Genomic DNA, 21,503 nt, shown 5'->3' on the forward strand with positions numbered 1-21,503 from the left:
ACAATGACACAACCCTCAGCTAAGCAAGGCAACAGCTTTATGCCCATGATCATCATAGGCATTTTGTTTTTTATCTTTGGTTTTGTGACTTGGTTAAATGGCTCGCTTATTCCATTTTTGCAGGTTATTTGTCGTTTAAATGAATTTCAGGCGCTATTTGTTACTTTTGCCTTTTATATTGCCTATACAGTTATGGCCTTGCCCATGTCTATGTTGCTTAAACGCACAGGTTACCGTGGTGGTATGGCCTTAGGTTTAGGCATTATGGCAGTAGGGGCGCTACTGCATATTCCCGCCGCCATGACCGCAAACTTTGCAGTGTTTCTAGCCGCGTTATTTATATTGGGTACCGGCTTAACCATTCTACAAACTGCCTCTAATCCTTATATTGTTTATTTAGGCCCAGTGGAAAGCGCCGCTATGCGAATTAGCATAATGGGGCTGATTAACAAAGGCGCTGGGGTAATAGTGCCTATGGTGTTTACTGCTGTTATTTTGTCTGGCATGGGCGATATTTCACAAAATCACTTGGCCACACTAGCACCAGCTGAGCTAGAACAACGCCTTAGTGATTTGTCGATGAGCTTAATTACCCCTTATTTTATTATGGCCATTGCCCTTGCAGGACTGATTTTAATAGTTAAATACAGCGCCCTTCCCGATATCGACTTTGAACAACAAAGTGAAACCAGCGACACCGCCAAATCTTCTATAGTTCAATACCCACAAATTATATTAGGGGCCATTGCTTTGTTTGCCTACGTAGGCGTTGAGGTAATTGCTGGAGATACCATAGGGCTTTACGGTGCTGATTTAAATGTGGCTAATTTTGCTGGCCTTACCTCGTACACTATGGTGTTTATGGTAATTGGTTACCTAATAGGGGTAACTTGTATTCCTAAGTATTTTTCCCAAGAAAAAGCCTTAATTGGCTCGGCCATAGCAGGCAGCTTGTGTATTTTGGGGATAGTACTGTCGTCAGAACAGTCCACCAGCATTGCCGATATTTTATGGGGCTGGACAGGCATTCAAGTGTTACCCAACCCTATTACATTTGTCGCACTAATGGGCTTAGCCCACGCCCTAGTTTGGCCATCCATTTGGCCACTCGCCCTACAAGGCTTAGGCAAATTCACCGCACAAGGCTCGGCGTTATTGATTATGGGCATATCTGGCGGAGCCATTTTACCCTTAGTGTTTGGCCAAATATCTCACCAAAGCGGCGACCTGCAACTGGCTTACTTAGTTGGCCTACCATGCTACTTATTTATTTTATTTTATGCCTTAAAAGGCCATAAAATGCGAAAGTGGTAGTTAAGGAAAAACTAACGCTAAGTCATTTGAGCTTTCTCGTTTTTAAATAAATACATCTATACAAAACGAGAAAGCGTTCTAAACCTTAACCAACCTAATGAGTGGTCAGGCTCAACACTCTTTAACTTTCCAAGTTGTAAAAAAGCATTGAGGGTAAAATGATCTATCTGATAATCACTTCATTTTTCTGTTTGTTGGTGCCTTACCTATTGAGCATAACAAAATGCAGGTTTGGAAAGTTTATATCTATCGTTTTACCCTTTGTATTAATATTCCTCATAGACCTATTTGAAAGTGGCAGTGACCCTTTCATACTCGTTATATATATTTTGTATGGCATACCTTTGGCAATATTAGCGAACTTCATATTTGAGCGTTTTAGACCCAAAGCCTAGGTTACTGAATAGCGTTTAGACTTAGGCTCTTGTGACTATTTCAAAAGAAAAAAGCTCAAAACTTCAACAACCAATAAATGGTTATAAATTTAAGTTACTCTCTTTATTGAGCCATATCTAGGTCAACAGTCCAGTTTAGACTGTTTTTTAAACCTTCTATAACCTACCCCAACTAGGCCCAATGCAAACAGTGCAATAGCTGCAGGCTCAGGTGCTGGGATTGGTGCGTTGCCTTGGGTACCTAAAAAAGTAATGCCATTAAAGTTGGCAAAAATGTTACCTATGCCTGTAGCACTGCTTGTTTGAACAGAGAAATTGCCAAATGCACTGCCAGAGCTAAATAACGCAGCTTCAAAACCTATGGCCTCTTCACTAAAGTTCATGATTTGGCCACCATTGCTGTATGCTGAGCGATGACTGTAATGCTGTGAGCGAATGTCACGCAATGTTAAATTATTATTCACAAGGTAATTTTCTACTCCACTAAAAACGCCCGATAAGTCAAAGGTGGCATCGGCCATAAGGCTATATCGCCCACAACCAGGTGAGCTTGGGCATCTATAGTCGCTTACAAAGTCTACATAATCATCGCTAGTGTGAGCTATATCGTCTGCCCCGTCGTGGAAATAGGTTGCTAACAAAGAGGTGTCGTCGAAAGTGACCGACCACTGGATAATATCACCTACCTCATAAAGTGCAGGTGTGTTACTAGAGCTGATAGTTGCCTGCCAGTTTTCTGTAATCAATGCTGCTTTTGTTGATAGTGAAACAAGCGCAATAAAAACTGTGATGATTGATTTATTAAACATATATAACTCCAATTATGATGAATAAATTTGTTAGGTTTAAATTAGCCAAGTCGGCTTTTATTATGCTGTGCGCGAACTCACTAATTTTGCGCAGGAAAATGGCTCAATGTTGAACATAGGGTATTAAAAGCTAGGAATTGCGCTAGATACGTATTTTGAAATCAAAAATGCAAGCCACTGAAATAAAAATAAATAGCAACCAGCTATTGATTATTATTACCTGAAATATGACTATATGGTGCAGGGTTGATAAGGAAAACATGCTGGCTATTTTAGGTAATACATGACGTTTGATGTAGAAGAACAAGCACCCATAACAGAGCTAATAGTAGAGTGGAAAAAGGGTGACACTATCGCCTTTAATGAGCTTTTCACAATTTGCTATCAGCAATTTAAACATCAAGTGCGCAAGCAAAAACTCAAACAACTCAGCGCTGCTAAGCAATTAGATGTATGTATACAAACCACCACGTCAATTGTGCACGACGCATACCTAAAATTAGCCGTTCACAGAGAGCAATTAATCTGCAATCGTAAAGACTTGTATATGCTTATATCGCAAGTGGTGAAGTCGGTTATTTATGATCAATACCGCAAATTAACCAGCCAAAAACGGCAGGCGTTTACTGATATAACTAACTCTGCGCAAGAAAATCAAACATCAGAATTACTGGCTAAATTATTGTTAGCAGATAAAAGTTTATCAACGGTAAAAGCCCGTTGTACCGAGGTATTGCACCTAAGTGTGTTTGCCGGCCTTGCGCCCGAAAAAATTGCTGAACTACTGAATATTTCAACACGCACAGTACATAATGATTTAAATTTTGCCAAAGCTTGGTATTTAGCCGAGTTAAGTACGTAGTTTTCATGAGTGATGTATATCAATGGTTTCAAAAACTTGCTGCAATGGAAAACCCCTTAGCGTCGACTGAGTATATTCAGCTAACATCAAACTCGCCTGACTTAGCCAAACAATTAGCGACATTATTAAGCTTTAGCCAAACCCCGAGCAAAACCTTACTCGAAACAATATTTCAACCTTTAACCACACTTGACCAACCCGAAACCAGAATTGGGCGAATAATTGATAATAAATACAAAATTATCGAGCTAATTGGCCAAGGGGGGATGAGCGATGTGTACAAAGCCAAAAGAGTCGATGGGCTAATTGAGCACACAGTTGCAGTAAAGTATTTTTCGCTGGCCGATAGCTTTAATACCGCTCTTGAGATGATAAAAAAAGAAGCGCAAGTTTTAGCCCAGCTTGACCACCATTTTATCGCTAGCTTTATCGACATAGGCCACGACAACCATCACGAACCCAACATTATGATGGAATATATCCAAGGCCACACCCTATTCGCATTTTTAAAAACCAACCCCCACCCTAATGCTTTATCACAGGTGTATAGCACCCTAAATGAGGCAAAAAATTATGCCGAACAACAAGGCATAATTCATGGCGATATCAGTTTAAATAACGTGTTGGTGGATGAAAATGGCAATGCCAATATTGTGGATTTTGATTTGGCTAGATATCAAATCAAAAAACAGTGTTAACTTTAAACTATAAGAAAAATAAGCCTAACAAGGACAACCATGCCCCAATCTTACCCCTTATCCCATAGCTTTTTTGGCGGCGCGAAAGTCATTTGCCGTGACATGCCTATCGACGCAGAGATTTTAGAGCATGAAGATGTGTTGTTGCCGTTTTATTGCCTGTTAATTGAAAATCAGGTTTCCGGTACTGAGCTAGAAAATAACATTGTTAAATGCCAATACTTAAAAACAGACGATGGGTTGTTGCATGTTCAGGCTAAAAACTTTGAGCTAATAGATAGTAAAGTAGCTGATAAAATATTAAGTGAGTTTACCGAACTTGCCTTAAGCAAAAATTTGATTGAACGCAAGCCTACTGGTGAATTTGATATTACCAATATTGTTGTTCACTTTAGAAAAAGGTTAAAAAGCACCCCAGACAATACCTATGTTGATGCAGCTGATATTTTTGAGTTGGTGACTGAGCGAATTCCTAGCTTTGAGTCAGACTATTATCAGGATGTTGATCATAACCAACCCATAAAAGTGGGTGAAGAAGAGCGCCTACCGCCATTTTCTTTATCGGGCATATTTAGCCAACAAAATGCAGATGTAACGGCATTTTTTGAAGAAGTAGCCATTTTGCAAGCGGCACTGCATTTAAACGATTTTCCCGAAAAACACATCAGCAATCTTACCGCTAAAGACTTACCTAAAGTCACAGTAGACAGTATATTTCATGCAAGTTTAGGCGTGCCCGAGGCGCTAGCCTGTTTAGCTAACTTTTGCCAGATATTGCCCTACCAAGTAAAAATGTTACCTAGCACCTTACAGGTGCGTTCAATATTAAATGAGGTAGTAGATAAACGGACTTCTCAAATAAGTGAACAAGGCTCTAAGTCATGGTATTGCTACGCCAGAAAAAAAGCCTCGCAGTTGACTTTCGATCACAAGCTTAGCCAGTTGCTGAGTAAGTCCTGCTTGAATGGGCAGATAGATTTATCGCTGTTTTTTATGCGGCTATTAAATTCCTTCCACCCTAGAGTTGAAGAGTTTTGTAATGCCAATGCAAACCCCGTTAAGGCCCTGCAACTTGCTAGAGCTAGCAAAACACTAAAAAAACAGCTTTCAACTAAAGTAGTGGGGCAAGACTGTGCAATTAACAGTGTGGCTAAAGGTTTTTTGGCATCAACCCTAAAAGCAGGCCAGGGGCCACGTTTAATCTACACCTTTGTTGGTCCATCTGGGGTAGGTAAAACTTATTTGGCTTCGTTATTTGCAAATTATCTAAATGAGATAGAGGGCACCGACTACCAATTTTCAAGTTATAACATGGAAAGTTATGTGGATGAAAAAGATGCCATGCGCTTATTTGGCAGTGGTAACCAATATGTCGATTCTGCATTAGGTACCTTAACCACCTCGGTGCGTAACTACCCCAGACAAGTGATTTTGTTTGATGAAATTGAAAAAGCGCATACCAGCGTTGTGAGCTCTTTGCTGAGCTTGTTGGACTCTGGTGTAGTAAAAGACAACACCCTGCAATCGCCGGTAGACTTTTCGCAATGCATAGTGGTGTTTACCAGTAACCTTGGGCAAGAAACCTTTTTAAAAAACAAAACCCAACAAACATTAAACGTATTTGAAGTTTTAAAAACCGCTAAAAACCCAGATACAGGGGTGGGCTTTTCGCCAGAGTTGGTTAATCGCTTGGCCAAGGGGTTTCCGATAATCTTTAATTCGCTAAAGATAAATCATTTGATCCGCTTAGCCGAAAAAGAGGTGTTAGCTCCGGCCAATTTAAACGGGGTTAACTTTACCCTAGCACCCGAATTTAGTGCCTTTTTATTACAATCTATATCGCCCGATATTAGTGTTAGGCGTTTACAGAGTGCCATTGCCAAGTTTCAAGCAGAAGCATTATTAAAGGCCGAAGAGTATCTAGAGGATGAAATCAGCGATATTTGTATTAAGGTAAAACTAGCCGATGAATTTCAAAGCAAAGACAATCACATAAAGGTGTTGTTTTTAGATGATGATCATAAGCTAATTGATACGAAAAAGCGTTTTAATTTAGGCCAGTCAGCCACCGAGTTTGCAGGTGTTAGCGTTAGTCATTGCCATAATATTAAAGAGTTTGAATCGCACCTAACACAGCAAAATCCTGATGCGGTTTTGCTTGATTTAGAGGTAATTAATTCAGCTGCTAGCCTGCAAAATACCATTCAGCGCATTATTGACTGTAACCCAGGTATTGCAATTTTTACTTATGTGGTTGATGAACAAAAAAATGTCAGCGATATATGTAGTATAAATAACGAGCTACGAGAGCATTTTGTTTTGAGCCCGCAAAATGAAGCTAAACCACAACTAGAGAACTTGGTTGAGCGCGTACGTTATTATTTAGTCACAGAGCGCCAAGTACGAAAACTATCTAAGCGTCATCAAGCGTTAACCTACTCTTTAGATGCGCATAAATCAGATAGCGGGTTGGTGCTGACAATCAATAACTTTAATCACCAACAAATGGTTTTTTCTGAAGATTTAACCAACACCGATTTTTTTGATTTTTCGTTGCCAGATATTGGTTTGCAAGATGTAATTGGCTTAAGCCGCGCTAAAAAACGCCTAACCGAAGTGATTGGCTGGATGAATCAACCCAGTAAACTGGCTGCGATGCAAGTAGATATGCCTACCGGTTTTTTATTTGCAGGCCCACCTGGTACAGGTAAAACCTTATTAGCAAAAGCCTTGGCGGGCGAATGCCAACTACCCTTTTTTAACGTAAGCGCGGCTGACCTATCAAGCCAATACAAAGGTGGTACTACGCAAAATATTCGCCAGCTTTTTAGCACCGCCCGAAAATACGCACCGGCCATTATTTTTATCGACGAAATTGATGCCATAGGGCGCAAGCGCAGTCAAAAAGATCAAGGTGACGGTAACTTAGTGGTTAATACCTTATTAACCGAAATGGATGGCTTTAATCAATCTGACGAGCCTGTTTTTGTTTTGGCTGCCACCAACTACCCAGAAGCTCTCGATTCAGCATTAACTCGCCCAGGGCGCTTTGATGAAACCATAGTGTGCGACCTGCCAAACAAAGCCGCGCGTCAGCAATTTTTTGACCTATTTATTAACAAACAAAACATTACTTGGCCAAAGTCCGACATTGCCAAGTTAGTAAGCCGCACACAAGGTTTATCGTCTGCCGAGATTGAACAAATTTTACGAGAAAGTGTATATCAGGCAGTTAGTGACAATCAGTCAATTAGCGTTGAGCATGTGAATGAAAGCATCAATCGAATTAGTTACGGCTTGCCTTCAGACAAAGTAATAATGAGTGATGAAGAGAAGAAACGTACCGCCTACCACGAAACGGGGCACTTGTTAGCGTACAAGCTGTTATTTCCTAATTTACCGGTGGACTTTATTACCATTATCCCTCGCGATCAGTCGTTAGGCTTTGTGGCCACGGGCCGACCTGACAAATACAATGGTAATACACGCGTGACTATAGGTCATCATCTGCAGGTATTATTAGCTGGCCGAGTCGCCGAAAAAATCTTAACCGGTGGTGACGACTTTGTAAGCACAGGAGCAAGCAGCGATATCGAAAAAGCCACCTACATGGCAATGAGCGCCATTTACGAAGGCGGGCTAAGCGATGATATTGGTGCAGTCAATTTAAGCTTATTAACCAAATTTGAAGAAAGCGACTTACTGCATACTGCCCAGCAAAACGTAAGAAAATGGATTTTTGAAAGCGAAAAACTAGCCGAAAAGTTATTGCTGGATAATTTCGAATTGTTTGAGCATTTTGCCCAAGTCTTGCTGCAAAAAGAGTCTATGCACGGAGAGCAAATTGATGAGGTGATTAAGAACTTTGAACAACCAAGCAACATTCAATCATGCTAGTTTTTAAAGCTTTTTGGAAATGGGGGCAGCGGTCAAAATTTACAAAAATGGCGCACCCGACAGGATTGTAAAGCACGTCCTGTACTTTATCGCTTCGCGACCGTGCTGCGCACGTCCAAATTTGTTCCAGACAAATTTGTCGAACCACACAGGCTCTCACCTATCGGGTGCGCTACATGCAATTTGGGGTTCTGTGTAATTTTTTAAAAGTGAAGATATATTTTACTAAATGATGGCGCACCCCTTCGCCTCCGGAGGGACTAGCCCCACGAAGTTGAAAATCGCACTTTAATCGGTGTTAAACGTTCAGGCATCATATATAAAGGAGCTTGGAAGTAATATGCACAATACCAATTAACACCAAATAAGAACTATTTTTTTAGTCACCAGTCACGGATGGTCACGGAAAGCTGCTTTTTGTGATGGTTAACTTTAGCCCATAGCATACCCCCACGAAACGAAAAAATTAACTAAAACGAACGGAAATATGGTACAAATTGCGGTGCAATTTTTAATCAGAGTGAAATAGAGAAGCCTCGTTACCGATGTGTTAAGAATTAATGTTATTAGTTGTAGTGGCTCAGACAAAATCAAACACATTGCTATAGAAATTCTGACCTTTCCTCACAGGCAGATATGAGGGGCTTCCTCAATTGTTAGAATCACTCTTATTTGAGGCGACACCCGAAGAACGAAAAGGCTTGATTCTAACCCTCCGGCGTGTTTTTTGTGAGGCTGTAAATATGCTGGGATGAAGCGTCTAGCTCAGCATCAACAGTTGTTGCATATCTATTAATTACAACTACCACTTGATCTTTTTCTCACACCCCAGGCTTCTTTAGGTTCTTTTCAAAAGAAAGTGTAATTTCGAATTTCATTTCCCTAGTTGCGGATATTCTGCCTGCCTTAAATGTTTAAAACTTAATTTATCATATTGAAAGTCTCCCTCATTATCAGAATGAACAAACGCACCTCCAGGCCTTTATAAACAAGCCGTCCGCCTGCACAAACAACACAATCTCATTCAATATCCCCTCAATTTTTAGGGGCTTTGTGGAATAGATGAAATCGAGTGATAAAATGTAAGCAAGTCTACATAGGGAGCTTGTTATGAAAGCAATTCAGTTACTAAGGGTAAAAGCCGACGATTTGAGAATTTCGGGAAAAGTTCAAACGGAGAAGATCGCGCTCAGTTCATTACAAACTGTTTTGCATGACGATGTCGTAGCGAATATCGACGTATTGAGTAACGTACCATTTGTCTATCGAAAAGATAACGAACTATATGCATTCACACAGATGCTTATATTGCTTGATGATAAGAAAAGGCCCTACCAGCTTCCTGAGTACTTTTACGTAATTGAAATGCAAGGAACGACCAAAGAGATTGTCAATGCTGCACAAAACTATTGTTTAGGAATCCTAGCCATTCAGTGTACTCGATCAAGTCTTTACCCGTTTGCTTACGCAACGTTTGCATTTTATCCATGGAATCCTGAAATAATAACTTGGCACACAGGTATAAAAAGCGAAGCCGGAATGGCAAAAGCAATGCGATGTTGTCGAAGTACGATAAGAACGATGAAGGCTAACTGGAGGGCATCCAAGTGCGTGACACTATTCGTAAATTGAGCAAGCTAATTAAACCTCTCAGCAAGCGGAAAGAGAGCTTAATTAAGCAACATAAACTTAAGAATGAGATGAGCTTATATTCAAGTCGCGCAGCGCTAACAAGAGATTCTGTGTATTTCCTATCTCATTTTTGCCTCCAGGGTATTGCTAAAGAACCATTGCTGTTAATCGTACTGCTCATGCTTTACTCAGGACGCGCTCACGACAACGTTGTGAAAAACTTACGGTTAGTGAGATTAGTAACTGGTGAATGGCAACTTCGACTTTATACACCCTGGAATATGCCCAGTGGCTCTGATTCTGATTGTGATAGCACCAGCAATATGTTCATCTCTTTACCCAGCGAATTTACTGAAACCTTTTTTCAATTGAAGGCTAAGCTATGCGAAACCTATATCACCATCCAAACAGAAAATAAGTTATTAACAAATGAAATCGGATTGGATAGTGAACAAACATCAGAGGAACTAAATTCATCTTTGCTGGGTATTTTACCAAAAAATGATGTGATCAGAGCGGAACAAATTACATTGTCGAGAGTGAAAAACTCTTTTTCATTGTATGCACATTTGAGTGAGTTATCTGATTACGAAGTCTCTTTTATTAGTGCTGATGAATTGGAATCAAACGCTAACCTTTATTACGGTTTAATAAATAGAAACCATGTTCAATCAAAGTTTGACAATGTAATCAAGCTTATAGAAAAGGGGAAGCTAAAGCCTACTAAAGTTCCGCGTCCAGATGAGTATTGTGCAGTTGGCAGCAATTTTTCAATCTGTACTAATGAGTTGCAAAATTTCTTTAAAGAGTTGGAGCTACAATATCTAGCAAATGCAGGTATTGATATGGATGTGTATAAAAAATTTAATGCCATCACCGAGTTTTGTGTTGCTTACTTAAGCCTTTGTACGTTACATCGTCCCACTTATACACCATTTGGCAGTATTGATTCCTTTGCTCTTGATGCGGGCACAGTCTGCATATTGGACAAAGGCGCATCTTCTTTTAGGGTCCTTCCACTGAGCTCCGTTGCCAGACACCTTGTCGCTTCATATATCGAATACTTGAGTGAATTTCGAGGCTTAGTAGGTCGTGACAATCCTTCGTTAAAAATAGAGATAGACTCTATTTTGCACGGGAAGTCTGCATTATTTTCTTCTGTAAGCGTCAAACAAAAACGCTTATTAAAGTTTAATTATACTTTTACTAAACAAACTAACAGTGCTTCCCAAGTAAAAAATAACTTTGCACGTCATTACATCCCGACCATTCTATACAACGGAGGCTTTTCTAGAGACGACATAAAAATGTTGCTGGGCCACACATCTGCTTATTCTAAATTACATGAATTCTCTAGCTCACCTTCTAATACAGTGCAGAAAATGACAGATTTTATCGACAGACATCTGTTGCTCCCAAGTGAAAGCGGGGGGCTGGGTATTAGGGTACCTAGAGAGTTAAATGCCAATCATTAGAGTAGAAGTTGGACCTTGTGACTTTGATCATCTAGACCAGTTAGCACAGTCAGTGGCTGATGGTTTACAGACAGCAATGCCATCACCTTTCGACTGGTGCATTTTCGGTCTTGAGCCTGAATTCATGCCTCTAAGAGAAGCTTTTGATAACTTGGATATAAAGCAAAAATCTAAATTTGTGGAAAACCTAAAGTCGGTCAGCAATCACATTGCCGATTGTTTTTCTACTGATAAAAAGGTTGGTAAATATTTCGAAAAATGGATTGCGGATTGTTTTGCTTTATCAGACGACACTAATCAAATAACAAAGCCTACCGAAACTAGAAATAATTACGCCCATGATAAGGTTTCAAAATACTTGGAATCTTATCAGCAAGCTTTTGCGCAGAAGGGATCTTTAACAAATAATAATGCGAAGTCAGAAATTGACTTGCTGTTGAAGCAAGTGCTTGTAAGCGCGTGCTCCTTTGGTGGTTTGGCATCAATAAAGCCTTTAGAGGCTTTATATGAAGAATTAACACTTTCAACCGCACCAATGAGATTATTTAATGACCGACTGTACTTTGATCTATATTACAAAGAAGCAGGTCATCCATCTAATATTGCATACAGTGACAAAGATAATACTTCCTTGAAACGCTGGTATGTAGATCGAATATCCAAACTAGCGTTGACCCAATTTTATGCGGTGAAGAATCGACTAAAAAAAGAGCACAGTTTCTCTAGTTTAAATCAAATTATTTATATGATTTATCGGGACATTGGGCTCAATCAAAGGGAATTTTCAATTCCTACTTTATTGAAGCAAATGTTTGATGTTGGGTTAAAAGTTAATAATGTTGCTGTTCCTGAGTTTTTGCGAACTTATGCTTTTGGAGAGGTGTTTTGTGGTTCAACGGAAGCCGAGTCCTTAGCTCTGTACGAAAAAACATTTGATAAGCCCGCCAAAATTTTTGTCGACAAAGTTGCACCTAGCAATTCAAACGAGTCTAAATCGAGATCGTTTAAATCAATTTTAGTAAATCTACCACAGCAAACGAGCAAGAAAAACGACCTAAAATTCATAAGGAGACTCCTTTTATCATGTGAGTCTGAACGCGACAATGTAAAAAGATATGGTGCATTGATTGCCCGAAAGAAATTAATAGGAGTGGCTAAATCTCTATTAGAAAATCGATGTGAAATGAGCATTCAAGCTGAGATTTTAATAGCTTGGATTCTCGATGGTCTAACGGAGACTAATCGTTGGCAAACTGGAAAAAATACGGCTCATCGTTACCTTAATTTAGTTTATCAAGATTGGTTAGATCTTTGGGACGAGGTCAATATCACTGAAGTCGACGAAAGTGATGCAGACTATTTTTATGAACTTATTCTTGTTTCCATCTCAAAAAAACAGCAACTCATATATACAGTTTTACCTCTACTTTACGAATTTATATCGAAACGTTTCGCTACTATAATAGCCTTACCTGAACGAATGCTGGAAGACGACAAACTAAGCCATGTAAGAAGTAAACTCGTACCGCCGGCTTTGTTCCATAGAGTCAGAGAAGACATTTATGCAAACAGTTCCGAAATGACAGATATATACCGAACGAGTGTCGATTTAATGATGGTTTTGATATATCGCTGCGGATTCAGGCCAAGTGAAATATATAAAATGAGTATTTCTCAAATCTCTATTACAGCTAATGACTGCATAATATTAAGCGGCAAAACCGCCAGTGCAGCTAGAAATATACCGCTATCGCTATTTTTACTTCCTGATGAGTTAAAAGCTCTGAAAAGCTATGTTTCAGAGCGTCTTTCCCAAAAAAACAGTACGCCAAATTCACTTCTTTTTTCACAAGAGTCGGCTCTCAATGTCCCCTTTGATTTTAGCAGTGTAAATCGAAAGATTATCAAGCAGCTTTTTGCATCTTCGAATCAAGAAATCGTGTTTTATCAATTTAGACATACTTGTATAAGTACTCTTATATTAATCTGTTTTGCCGAAGTCGACACAGCCATTAAGTTTACTGATTATAGTAAACAGCAGATAGAGGCGATAAAAGCATTCTTAACATCGGATCCTCGAAAAACGTTGATGCAAATCTCTGCTATTGTTGGCCATCTATCGTCACGAACCACATTAACATCATATGCCCACCTGTGCGATTTGTGCCTTATTGATTGTCTTGATAAAGCCGAACTTAAACTCACGTTAAGCCATGCTGCTAAACTCTTAAACACAACTAAGAAAAAAGCGGCTATAAAGCTTAACTTAACAGATACCAGCGATATCGAAATTACATCGATGACACCTCTAATTAACCAAAAGTTGCAAAAATATACACTTGCCCAAATGAATATCTGTAGTCAATCAAATAGCAGTTCGTTTTCACCAAGCTACATGCAAGAACATGAGCCTACATTTAAGGATTTTCTGTCTGTCGTGCGGTTTGCTAATGATGAATGTTCAAGTAATGAGATTGCTAACAATCTAAGAATACCGATAACACGCGTTAAGCAAATTATTAAACATGTTGAGTTAATACAGAACGACACTGAATTCAAAACTTCTAAAAGTTATTCGACTATTTTTCGGGAGGTTCAGGGATCTAAACAGTACCGTGACTATTACCGAACTCCTTTTTTAGAGGACGCCAAGTTTGGGGACGCGGAAGCATTATTTAGTTTACTTACTCAGCGAACCAAAGTTTCGGATCGAGCTTATCATCTATTGTCTGACTTCCTAATCACTCCTCTAGACCACAACTATCTAATATTCAATTCTTTTCAGGAAGTGAAAAAGTTTGTTAACCAATTACAGGGGACAATCCCCCTCGAGCGTTGGCATGTAGAGTTTAAAGCGCAACAGATAAATGGCAAGACCAAGGAACGGGTTAACAAAGCGATTCAAGAGATAGAATCAAAGTTAAAACTACTTGGAAAATCCTCTAGCAGCCAAATCAACTTTTCAGTGTCTCGACTAAAAAAGCCTGTGTTTAGGATTACAGAGAACCTGCGAAATAAAATGATCAAAGAACGTTTTGAGCTCAGGTTTATAGATCTTTTTCCTAATCCCAAATTTGAAAGCACCAACACACTCAAGGTTGCGGTCTACTGGGCAAAGATTTGGAGAGAGATACGAGACAAAAAAGTCTTTGTCCAACATCAATATGCGTTTGAATTTAATGACGTATAAGTGATCAAAGTTATCTCATGGTGTTCTAAAAAAACCGAACTACAAGTTCGGCTCTGTGATACATATTAGAAATACGCCAACTACTTCAGCCGCACTCTAAAACAAGCCGAATGCACAAAAGCATGCTTGTTTTGTATGACAGTCATCCCACCATCGAAAAAGCTAGTTTCCCTAATTGAGATGGGTTCACAGCTTGTTAACGCTAGTCGATGCATTAGGCCTAATTCAAATAGTTTATCCAAGTTTGATTCAACTCTGGTGCCTTCATGTATAGCCGTTTTAACGTTGGATAAATGCAAGAAGCCGCGCTTGGTCACTGACCAATACAGCTTACCTGCTAGTGCCCAGTTACATAATTGATCATAAACTGGGACATCCTTGGTCTGCAAAATAAAGACAAAATTCGCTAAGCTTTTAAGTTCTGCTGATCCTGTTGAAGGATTACATGAGATGATGTCCAGGATGTTTTTGCATCGCTCTAAGTACTCTGAGCGTTTTAACTCATCCCAGTCGAGAGGGATAGAACACATGTTACTAATCAGGTCCGAGATTTTTATATTCACAACATTAGCATCGGCCATTGCCATCTTGTGCAAGGTAATAGCGTGGCGTGCGTCTATGGTTAGGCTTTTATCGTCACTCAACCAGGTGACCATATTTTCCACTTTTTGCCCAAATATGTCTTTTATCTGCTGCTTCGTGATCTTAGTATCCTCAAGGGCATCGTGCAGAAGACCTGCTACCAAAGTCTCCTCATCTGACTTAGCCATTGTTAGCAATGAGCTAACTTCCATCAAGTGCAATATATAAGGCGTTCCATCATATTTGCGTTTTTGCAATGCATGACCTTTGCTTGCCATATCCAGTGCCTTAGCGATTAGTGTATTCATCTTAATCCTTTTAGTTTATTGGTTTAAAGTAGATGCAAAATGTATGCGGTGATGCATCAACTAACACCACTGCTGCAAACTCATGAAGTGAAGGTAGCCGATTCTGGCTTTACTTTTGGGAGTGCTTTTTCAAACACCAGAAGCTGACCGGACATCTTGGCGTTGCTGATAAGCAAAGTGGCGTTTTGGTCAGCTAGCCCTTTTAACTCGACTTGCATTTCTTTTAACTCTGCCTCTAATTTGCTGATTGACTCATCTGCGTTTAATTCGTAATCGCGATAGAACTCAATATCGAGATCATGCTTGACCACGCATTCGTCTAATCGTCGCTCAAATAAGATTTGGCTACGCTGATAGCTGGCTATAGCGATTTGTTCGAGTTGTTCCTTCTGCTGAAGAATCAGCGCAGTTATGGCATCCGCAATCTCACTTGGTAAGTCTCCCAAGGAGAGTTTAGCGTCATCACCACAACCACCAACGCCGCCAACTTGTTTCGCCTGATGCTTTGCCCAAACATCACGAATGCGAACTAATCCCCCTCTGAACCCTAGTTTTGCTCTTATTGCACCTGGGTTTGGTATTTTACCTTTGTTCTGCAGAGCCAATGCCGCCTCAATAATCTCTTTCTCTTTCACTTCTGGATGTCTTGCCATTTTTTTCACTCCTTAAATAGCGTTAATTACTTTAATTTAATTAGTTGCATTAATGGCGCTGACAGCACTTTGACGATCAAAGCGCTTTAACAATCTAGCGGTTAGTGTTTTTGCTTTGTAGCCGTAACGGCTGCCTTCGGATGCACAGGTCCATGCATGTCTTAATTTGTTGGCAAGAACGGCATGCTTAGTATTTAGAATTTTTAACGCAGGGGCACAAATCTCAAGAGTGAGATCATTATGATCAACTACATAACCTATCGCTGTTCGTTGCCCGCAAGGAGTAAAAGTCTGCGTCTTACCAATATCATGAAAAAGAGCTGCTACTATCGCCAGATCACGCTCTTGATGGTTATTTTCTAATTCAACAGATAACTTAGATGCAACCTCAACTGAATGGTCTAAAAGTCCACTAACATAGTTGTGATGATGGTTAGCGCTGGCAGGACATCGAATAAACTGCAGTCCAATATGTGGCTGAGTTAGCACGTTTGTAACGAACTCAACTAATAGTGGCTGACTAATTGAGTCTATTAGCTGAAGTAAGGCAATTAATGCTTCAGGCTTTTCGCACAGGGTCATCGGTAACTGAGAGATTGCCCTTGGTCTACTCAAGTCCAGTGTGCTTGCTTGAATAAATTTACAGCGGAAATAAGGAACCTTACCTCGGTTGTCTGCGCATGCCTCAACATCGACTAAAGATTGAGGTTTTATTTTTTCGACTATGCATGATTGATCACGGCAGTAAATCTTTAGTAACCCAGTAGCGTCAGAAAGGGTTATCTCCCAAAACTGCTGACCATTTTTATCTATTTTGGCAACAAACCCAATCAGGTAATAACTCCCCTTAAAGCGGTGATGATTGAATGTGTCAGCTAAAAGAGGCTGCGAATAATGTGCATAGTTATTAACTATCATTCTTAGCGCCTCCAACAACTTTTGAAAACAAACGGTTGGCTTCTGAACCGTCACGACGAGTTAAATTAGGCACATAACGGGAATAGACACGAAACAACATTTCGGTGTTTGAGTGCCCCATTTGATTTGCTATCCATTCAACGTTTTCGCCCGCCCCCAACCACAATGTTGCGGCTGTGTGTCTGAGTTGGTATGGATTTCGTTGCTCAAGTCCCACTAACTTTAGTAGTGGATACCATACCCTCTTTGTAACATTGTCATGCTTTAAAGGTTGGCCGGCATTATTCACAAAGACATATTCATAGCTACCAGTGCGAGCTTTCATTGCGACAAAGGCATCAAAGACAGGTTGGCTCATTTGAATTTCACGTTGGCTGAAATCATTTTTAGTGTAGCTAATTTCTCCTTTTACTATCGTTTCACGAATTAATAACCGCCGATTTTCGAAATCGACATATTTCCACTTCAGACCGTCAACTTCGCTTGTCCGCATTCCTGTAAATACACGAATTAGGAAGTATTCGTAAAAGTCTTCGCGGCAGTTATCTAGAAATAGAGCTATCTCGTCTGGCGTGAATGGCTTGATATCAGTCTTTGGTACCTTGAGTGGCTTGATGTTTCCGAAAGGTGAAGTGAAACTATATCGGTCAGAGGCCTCAAGCAAAATTGCCCGTAGTATCTTCATATGTCGATTAACCGTTGAAGGTGATAAAGGAGCACCATTCTTTTTCTTAATCTCACACACTGAAGTTCGAAACGCTAAGATTTGCTGCTTCTTAATTTGGTCGACCTGAATCCCCTTAAAGAACGGGATAATGCGTTCCTGTACGATATGAAACACAGCGATTGAATACGTTTCACGCCATTGCACTTTGCTTTCATTTAACCAAAGCTTAGCAAGCTCTTCGAAGCTAGGCACGCAACCTTCAGCGCTCACTAGCGCCTTTTGCGTAGCATTGATTTTTTTCAACATTGAACTAGTTGGAAACGTTTCCGCATAATCAAATTGCCCCAACAAAATGGATGCTTGAATTCGTTCTAGAGCTGCTAGCATACGTTTACGGTTTACCGGAGTGTCCTTTAAATCAGTCTGCTCGCGACAGCGCATATTTCGATAATTAAAATCAAAATAGAGTTTTCCGGTATCTTTACGAACATTGACACTAGCCATGACTAACACCTCCACTGGTCATTGGAATGGCCATGGCGTGGCGAGAAAACTTTCGCATATCGCGTTTTATAATCTCCCAATCATAAAGAATCTTTCTACCGCCAAATGGGCGAATGTAATGCACCCCTTCTAATAAAACAGAATCTTTCAACCGCTCACGAATAGTGCGGCAGTCGTACTTAATCATTTTGGAAAGTTCGGCCGTAGTTAAATATTCTTGTGACATAGTTGTTCGCCTCTTGTAGAATGAAAAACTCGGAGCGCGTTATTATGCTCTCCTGCAGAACATAATACGCACAAAAAGGCTTTTTGCAAGCCTTTTTAACCTCCTGTAGATTATTTGGTGTTATTAGAGATGATTAGATGTCATGTATCCCGGTTGATGGGAGAAAGAAAATTAAAAATTGCTGATGTTGCTAGAGATACTGGAATTAATCGTGGAACTATTGCGAGACTGTATCAAGAAACAGCAATTAGACTTGATTTTGAAGTGATTGATAAACTGTGTGAATATTTTGATTGTTCGGTTGGTGAGCTTCTTGAGAAGATTTAATCCAATAGGTTTATATTATGGATCTGAATTACTTTAAAAGTGTATAAATCCAATCAATATGATTAGAGCTTTTATTGAGTAAAAAGGAATTTATATTGATGTTAAAGCCACTACCAAATCTAGAAAGTTTAGGTATGACTTTCGCAAAGGTAGATAACGAAAAAATTATAGAAGTGCCTTTAAAAGAGCTGAGAATTGAAGAGGCGAGTTATTGCGTTTTATATTACTGGCATCGTAATAGAGCTGCATGGAACTCTACCAAGGTGAGTCACTTTTATCATGGAAGTGTTCAAACCACTTTAAGTGATGTTAAGAATGTAGTCGAAAGTCACAGAGCTAACGGTAATGTCTTTTTTATACACACCCAACCCACTCTGAAGCTAACTTTAGAAAGCAACATTCAGGTATTGATCACAGAAATTAATACCAACTGCCCATTAGTGGGGTTTAGATTGAAATACTCAAAAGGCCCTAACAATTCATTCAATATAAAGAAAGGAACTCGTCTCCTGGAGTTTTATGAATCATTAAAGGCCCAAAATAAATTACCTTCTAGCTCTACCTCTGCATTACTTTTTTTAAAAAGAAATTCACATTCACCAGACCAAATAAAATCAATCCGTTACCAGTCTCTAAAGTCCTACTCAAAGGGAAGCGGATATTTCCTTAGTTGGACACTAACAAAGAACAAAAAAAGCAACAGCAGTGTTATGAGATTGGTGAAATAAATTAACCAATCTTGAAAAATTTTAAAAGAATCTAGCAACCACTTTACAACCGTTTTAAAATAAACCATATTATGCAGCCGCATTAAATATAAAAGAGCAAGGATGACCCTAGAAACAATCAGTTATTCTCAAAAACAACGCCTTGCTTATATAGACTTTTGCTTATTGTTCAAAGGTGAAATTTATCGAAATGATGTTATCAATCGATTTGAAGTTGGTTTGTCTGCGGGTAGCCGAGATTTCGCCTTATACAAAGAATTAGCCCCTAAGAATTTAACCTATAGCCCAATTGAAAAACGTTATCTGCAAACATCTGTCTTTAAGCCACTGTTTGAACACGACACTCGAAAAACGTTAACCAAATTAGCCAATGATATTAGCGATGGGTTCGATGGAATTGGCGATATTCAGTTTCCGGTAGAATCTCTTTGCCAACTTAATGTGCCTGATATTTTAATTGTAGCTCGCCTGGTTCAGGCAATACTTAAGAAAAAGCCGGTCAGTGTAATTTATACCTCTTTAAGCAATGGATCAGCTAGTAGAATACTTGTTCCCCATAATATTGTGGATAATGGACAGCGATGGCATTTAAGAGCTTATGATCGTAAAACAAAGTCATTCAGAGATTTCGTTTTAACTCGCATTGCCAAAGTTACAATTCTTGAGCAGCAGCCCGCGCCAAAAGAGCTACAACAAGAGGACTACGAATGGATGCGTAATACACACCTGCAAATAGTCCCTCATCCTAAAAACGTGCAATTCCCAACTGCAATTGAAATGGATTACGGAATGTGTGATGGCGTTTTAAATTTGGAAGTTAGAGTGGCACTAGTAGGTTATTTGTTAAGACGTTGGAATGTTGACTGTACTCAAAATGCAAGCCTTAAAAGCGGCGAATATCTGTTGTGGTTGAAAAACCACCACTCTTTATTAGGTGTTGCAAATATGGCGATAGCCCCAGGTTTTCAGGAAACAAATAAGTGATTACAGAACAACAATTAACGTCATATGGTTTTAAATTTGGCAGAAATGGGGCGCATTCTGCCAGAAGCATGATGATAAAAGAGCTCAAAGAATTGCTTTTTGCTTGTGATGAAAATGCGACTAAGCAAGGTTATGAAGATGATATTGTTAATTTCAATATATTACATAAGCCTACTGAAAAATCACGCACTTTAACCTTTAGGCATTTGGTCGATTTATATGGAATGTCTATGGATATTCCGTTGTTTAATATATTCCGTCAATGGTGGGAGTTATCTGAAGAAGCACAGCCTATTTTGGCATTACAATTAGCCGTAGCTCGTGATCCCATTCTTAGAAATTCTGCTAACGTCATTTTGCCTTTACAGCTTGGTGAACATTTACCTCGTGAGATAGTTGAGCAACACTTAGCACATGATGATCCAGACCGTTTCAGCCCAGCTTCACTCAAATCATTCGCACAGAATATTAACGGCACCTGGACGCAAGCTAATTACCTTGAAGGTAAAGTTAAAAAGTACCGGACTCAGCCTAAAGCTACTTATGTGAATATTGCCTATGCGTTATTTTTAGCTCATTGTCATGGTTTATCTGGGCAACGCATGTTCGATAGTTTTTGGTGCCAAATGTTATCTCAAGATAAAGAACACTTGTTTGAGTTAGCACATAGAGCTTCGTTGCGCGGGTTGATCAATTTCAAGCAAATAAGTGAAGTCATTGAAGTCACCTTCCCAAATATAGAATTGCCTAAAATGAACTCGTCAAAGGAGCAAGGCTAAATGTCAGACCGATTATCTAAATTATTACAAAGCTTTGACAGCCATATTAGTATTCCCTGGCCTAAAGCCGTATCTGCGGACGAACGCACTATTTTTGTTGTTTACAATAAAGAAGACGAATTAAAGCTTAGGGCGAGAATTGGTGAGTTTGAGGCAAGTGCTACTCAAAGTGGCCACCCATGGCTGCAACTTGATCTCACCGATGGTTTTGAACATTGGATGAATGATCAAGACTATAAAGAAACTTATTTTGAAGACCCTGAATACTTAAAAGGGCTTTACGAAGACTTTTCAGATGAACTTATCGAAAACTTAAAATCACAGTTTTTAGAAAACCATGATGAAAATGGTGTGGTTGCTTTACTAGGTTGCGGAGCATTATTTGGATTTGCGTCTGTATCTGGTTTGGTAGAAGAAATTGCCAAAGAAGTAAAAGGGCGTGTTGTCGTTTTCTTTCCTGGTGAACACCAAAACAATAATTACAAACTTTTAGATGCCAAGGATGGGTGGGGATACCACGCCACTGCCATCACCGCAATGTCATAAGGAATAGCA

At 39.6% G+C, this 21,503-nt stretch carries 18 protein-coding genes; 12 read left to right on the top strand and 6 right to left on the bottom strand.

What is annotated here, in order from left to right:
- The first annotated feature begins 3 nt into the window (after positions 1-3).
- Positions 4-1,314 (top strand): sugar MFS transporter, encoded by a 1,311-nt coding sequence (locus ACVCDT_RS01935; RefSeq protein WP_447131053.1) that lies wholly within the window; start codon positions 4-6, stop codon positions 1,312-1,314.
- 517 nt (positions 1,315-1,831) lie between these two features.
- Here the strand turns inward: ACVCDT_RS01935 and ACVCDT_RS01940 are convergent.
- Positions 1,832-2,518 (bottom strand): PEP-CTERM sorting domain-containing protein, encoded by a 687-nt coding sequence (locus ACVCDT_RS01940; RefSeq protein WP_447131054.1) that lies wholly within the window; start codon positions 2,516-2,518, stop codon positions 1,832-1,834.
- A gap of 283 nt (positions 2,519-2,801) precedes the next feature.
- Here ACVCDT_RS01940 and ACVCDT_RS01945 point away from each other — a divergent pair, with 283 nt between their 5' ends.
- The 6 genes from ACVCDT_RS01945 (at position 2,802) to ACVCDT_RS01970 (ending at position 14,272) form a co-directional block, all read left to right on the top strand.
- On the top strand, positions 2,802-3,380 hold the full coding sequence (locus ACVCDT_RS01945) for an ECF-type sigma factor (protein ID WP_447131055.1): 579 nt from the start codon (positions 2,802-2,804) through the stop codon (positions 3,378-3,380).
- Between the two features lie 5 nt (positions 3,381-3,385).
- A complete protein-coding gene (locus tag ACVCDT_RS01950) occupies positions 3,386-4,078 on the top strand; it encodes a protein kinase domain-containing protein (RefSeq protein ID WP_447131056.1) in 693 nt (230 codons plus the stop codon).
- A 39-nt stretch (positions 4,079-4,117) separates the two neighbouring features.
- Positions 4,118-7,975, top strand: coding sequence for an AAA family ATPase (locus ACVCDT_RS01955; RefSeq protein WP_447131057.1), 3,858 nt, complete (start codon positions 4,118-4,120; stop codon positions 7,973-7,975).
- A 1,110-nt stretch (positions 7,976-9,085) separates the two neighbouring features.
- Positions 9,086-9,607, top strand: a complete 522-nt coding sequence (locus ACVCDT_RS01960) for a hypothetical protein (protein ID WP_447131058.1) — start codon at positions 9,086-9,088, stop codon at positions 9,605-9,607.
- Positions 9,583-11,082, top strand: coding sequence for a hypothetical protein (locus ACVCDT_RS01965; RefSeq protein ID WP_447131059.1), 1,500 nt, complete (start codon positions 9,583-9,585; stop codon positions 11,080-11,082). The genes ACVCDT_RS01960 and ACVCDT_RS01965 overlap by 25 nt, the downstream gene beginning before the upstream one ends.
- Positions 11,069-14,272, top strand: coding sequence for a tyrosine-type recombinase/integrase (locus tag ACVCDT_RS01970; RefSeq protein ID WP_447131060.1), 3,204 nt, complete (start codon positions 11,069-11,071; stop codon positions 14,270-14,272). Before ACVCDT_RS01965 ends, ACVCDT_RS01970 begins: the two co-directional genes overlap by 14 nt.
- An 80-nt stretch (positions 14,273-14,352) precedes the next feature.
- Here the strand turns inward: ACVCDT_RS01970 and ACVCDT_RS01975 are convergent, their stop codons facing one another.
- The 5 genes from ACVCDT_RS01975 to ACVCDT_RS01995 form a co-directional block, all read right to left on the bottom strand.
- Positions 14,353-15,162: an HD domain-containing protein gene (locus ACVCDT_RS01975; RefSeq protein ID WP_447131061.1), complete on the bottom strand. Its 810-nt coding sequence runs from the start codon at positions 15,160-15,162 to the stop codon at positions 14,353-14,355.
- Positions 15,163-15,242: 80 nt separating this feature from the next.
- Positions 15,243-15,815 (bottom strand): DNA-binding protein, encoded by a 573-nt coding sequence (locus tag ACVCDT_RS01980; RefSeq protein WP_447131062.1) that lies wholly within the window; start codon positions 15,813-15,815, stop codon positions 15,243-15,245.
- A 36-nt stretch (positions 15,816-15,851) separates the two neighbouring features.
- On the bottom strand, positions 15,852-16,733 hold the full coding sequence (locus ACVCDT_RS01985; protein WP_447131063.1) for an HD domain-containing protein: 882 nt from the start codon (positions 16,731-16,733) through the stop codon (positions 15,852-15,854).
- The gene (locus ACVCDT_RS01990; RefSeq protein ID WP_447131064.1) at positions 16,723-17,904 is read right to left on the bottom strand and encodes an Arm DNA-binding domain-containing protein; all 1,182 of its coding nucleotides are present in this window, start codon (positions 17,902-17,904) and stop codon (positions 16,723-16,725) included. The genes ACVCDT_RS01985 and ACVCDT_RS01990 overlap by 11 nt, the downstream gene beginning before the upstream one ends.
- Complete coding sequence (locus ACVCDT_RS01995) at positions 17,897-18,130, bottom strand: hypothetical protein (RefSeq protein ID WP_447131065.1); 234 nt, start codon at positions 18,128-18,130, stop codon at positions 17,897-17,899. The genes ACVCDT_RS01990 and ACVCDT_RS01995 overlap by 8 nt, the downstream gene beginning before the upstream one ends.
- A gap of 156 nt (positions 18,131-18,286) precedes the next feature.
- Here ACVCDT_RS01995 and ACVCDT_RS02000 point away from each other — a divergent pair, with 156 nt between their 5' ends.
- The 5 genes from ACVCDT_RS02000 (at position 18,287) to ACVCDT_RS02020 (ending at position 21,494) form a co-directional block, all read left to right on the top strand.
- A complete protein-coding gene (locus tag ACVCDT_RS02000; protein WP_447131066.1) occupies positions 18,287-18,457 on the top strand; it encodes a helix-turn-helix domain-containing protein in 171 nt (56 codons plus the stop codon).
- Between the two features lie 74 nt (positions 18,458-18,531).
- Positions 18,532-19,185 (top strand): hypothetical protein, encoded by a 654-nt coding sequence (locus ACVCDT_RS02005; RefSeq protein ID WP_447131067.1) that lies wholly within the window; start codon positions 18,532-18,534, stop codon positions 19,183-19,185.
- A gap of 102 nt (positions 19,186-19,287) precedes the next feature.
- Positions 19,288-20,169 (top strand): WYL domain-containing protein, encoded by an 882-nt coding sequence (locus ACVCDT_RS02010; protein ID WP_447131068.1) that lies wholly within the window; start codon positions 19,288-19,290, stop codon positions 20,167-20,169.
- Positions 20,166-20,948, top strand: coding sequence for a hypothetical protein (locus ACVCDT_RS02015; RefSeq protein WP_447131069.1), 783 nt, complete (start codon positions 20,166-20,168; stop codon positions 20,946-20,948). The genes ACVCDT_RS02010 and ACVCDT_RS02015 overlap by 4 nt, the downstream gene beginning before the upstream one ends.
- On the top strand, positions 20,949-21,494 hold the full coding sequence (locus ACVCDT_RS02020) for a BREX protein BrxB domain-containing protein (protein ID WP_447131070.1): 546 nt from the start codon (positions 20,949-20,951) through the stop codon (positions 21,492-21,494).
- Positions 21,495-21,503: the final 9 nt, after the last annotated feature.

This window comes from Paraglaciecola aestuariivivens (assembly GCF_052983255.1).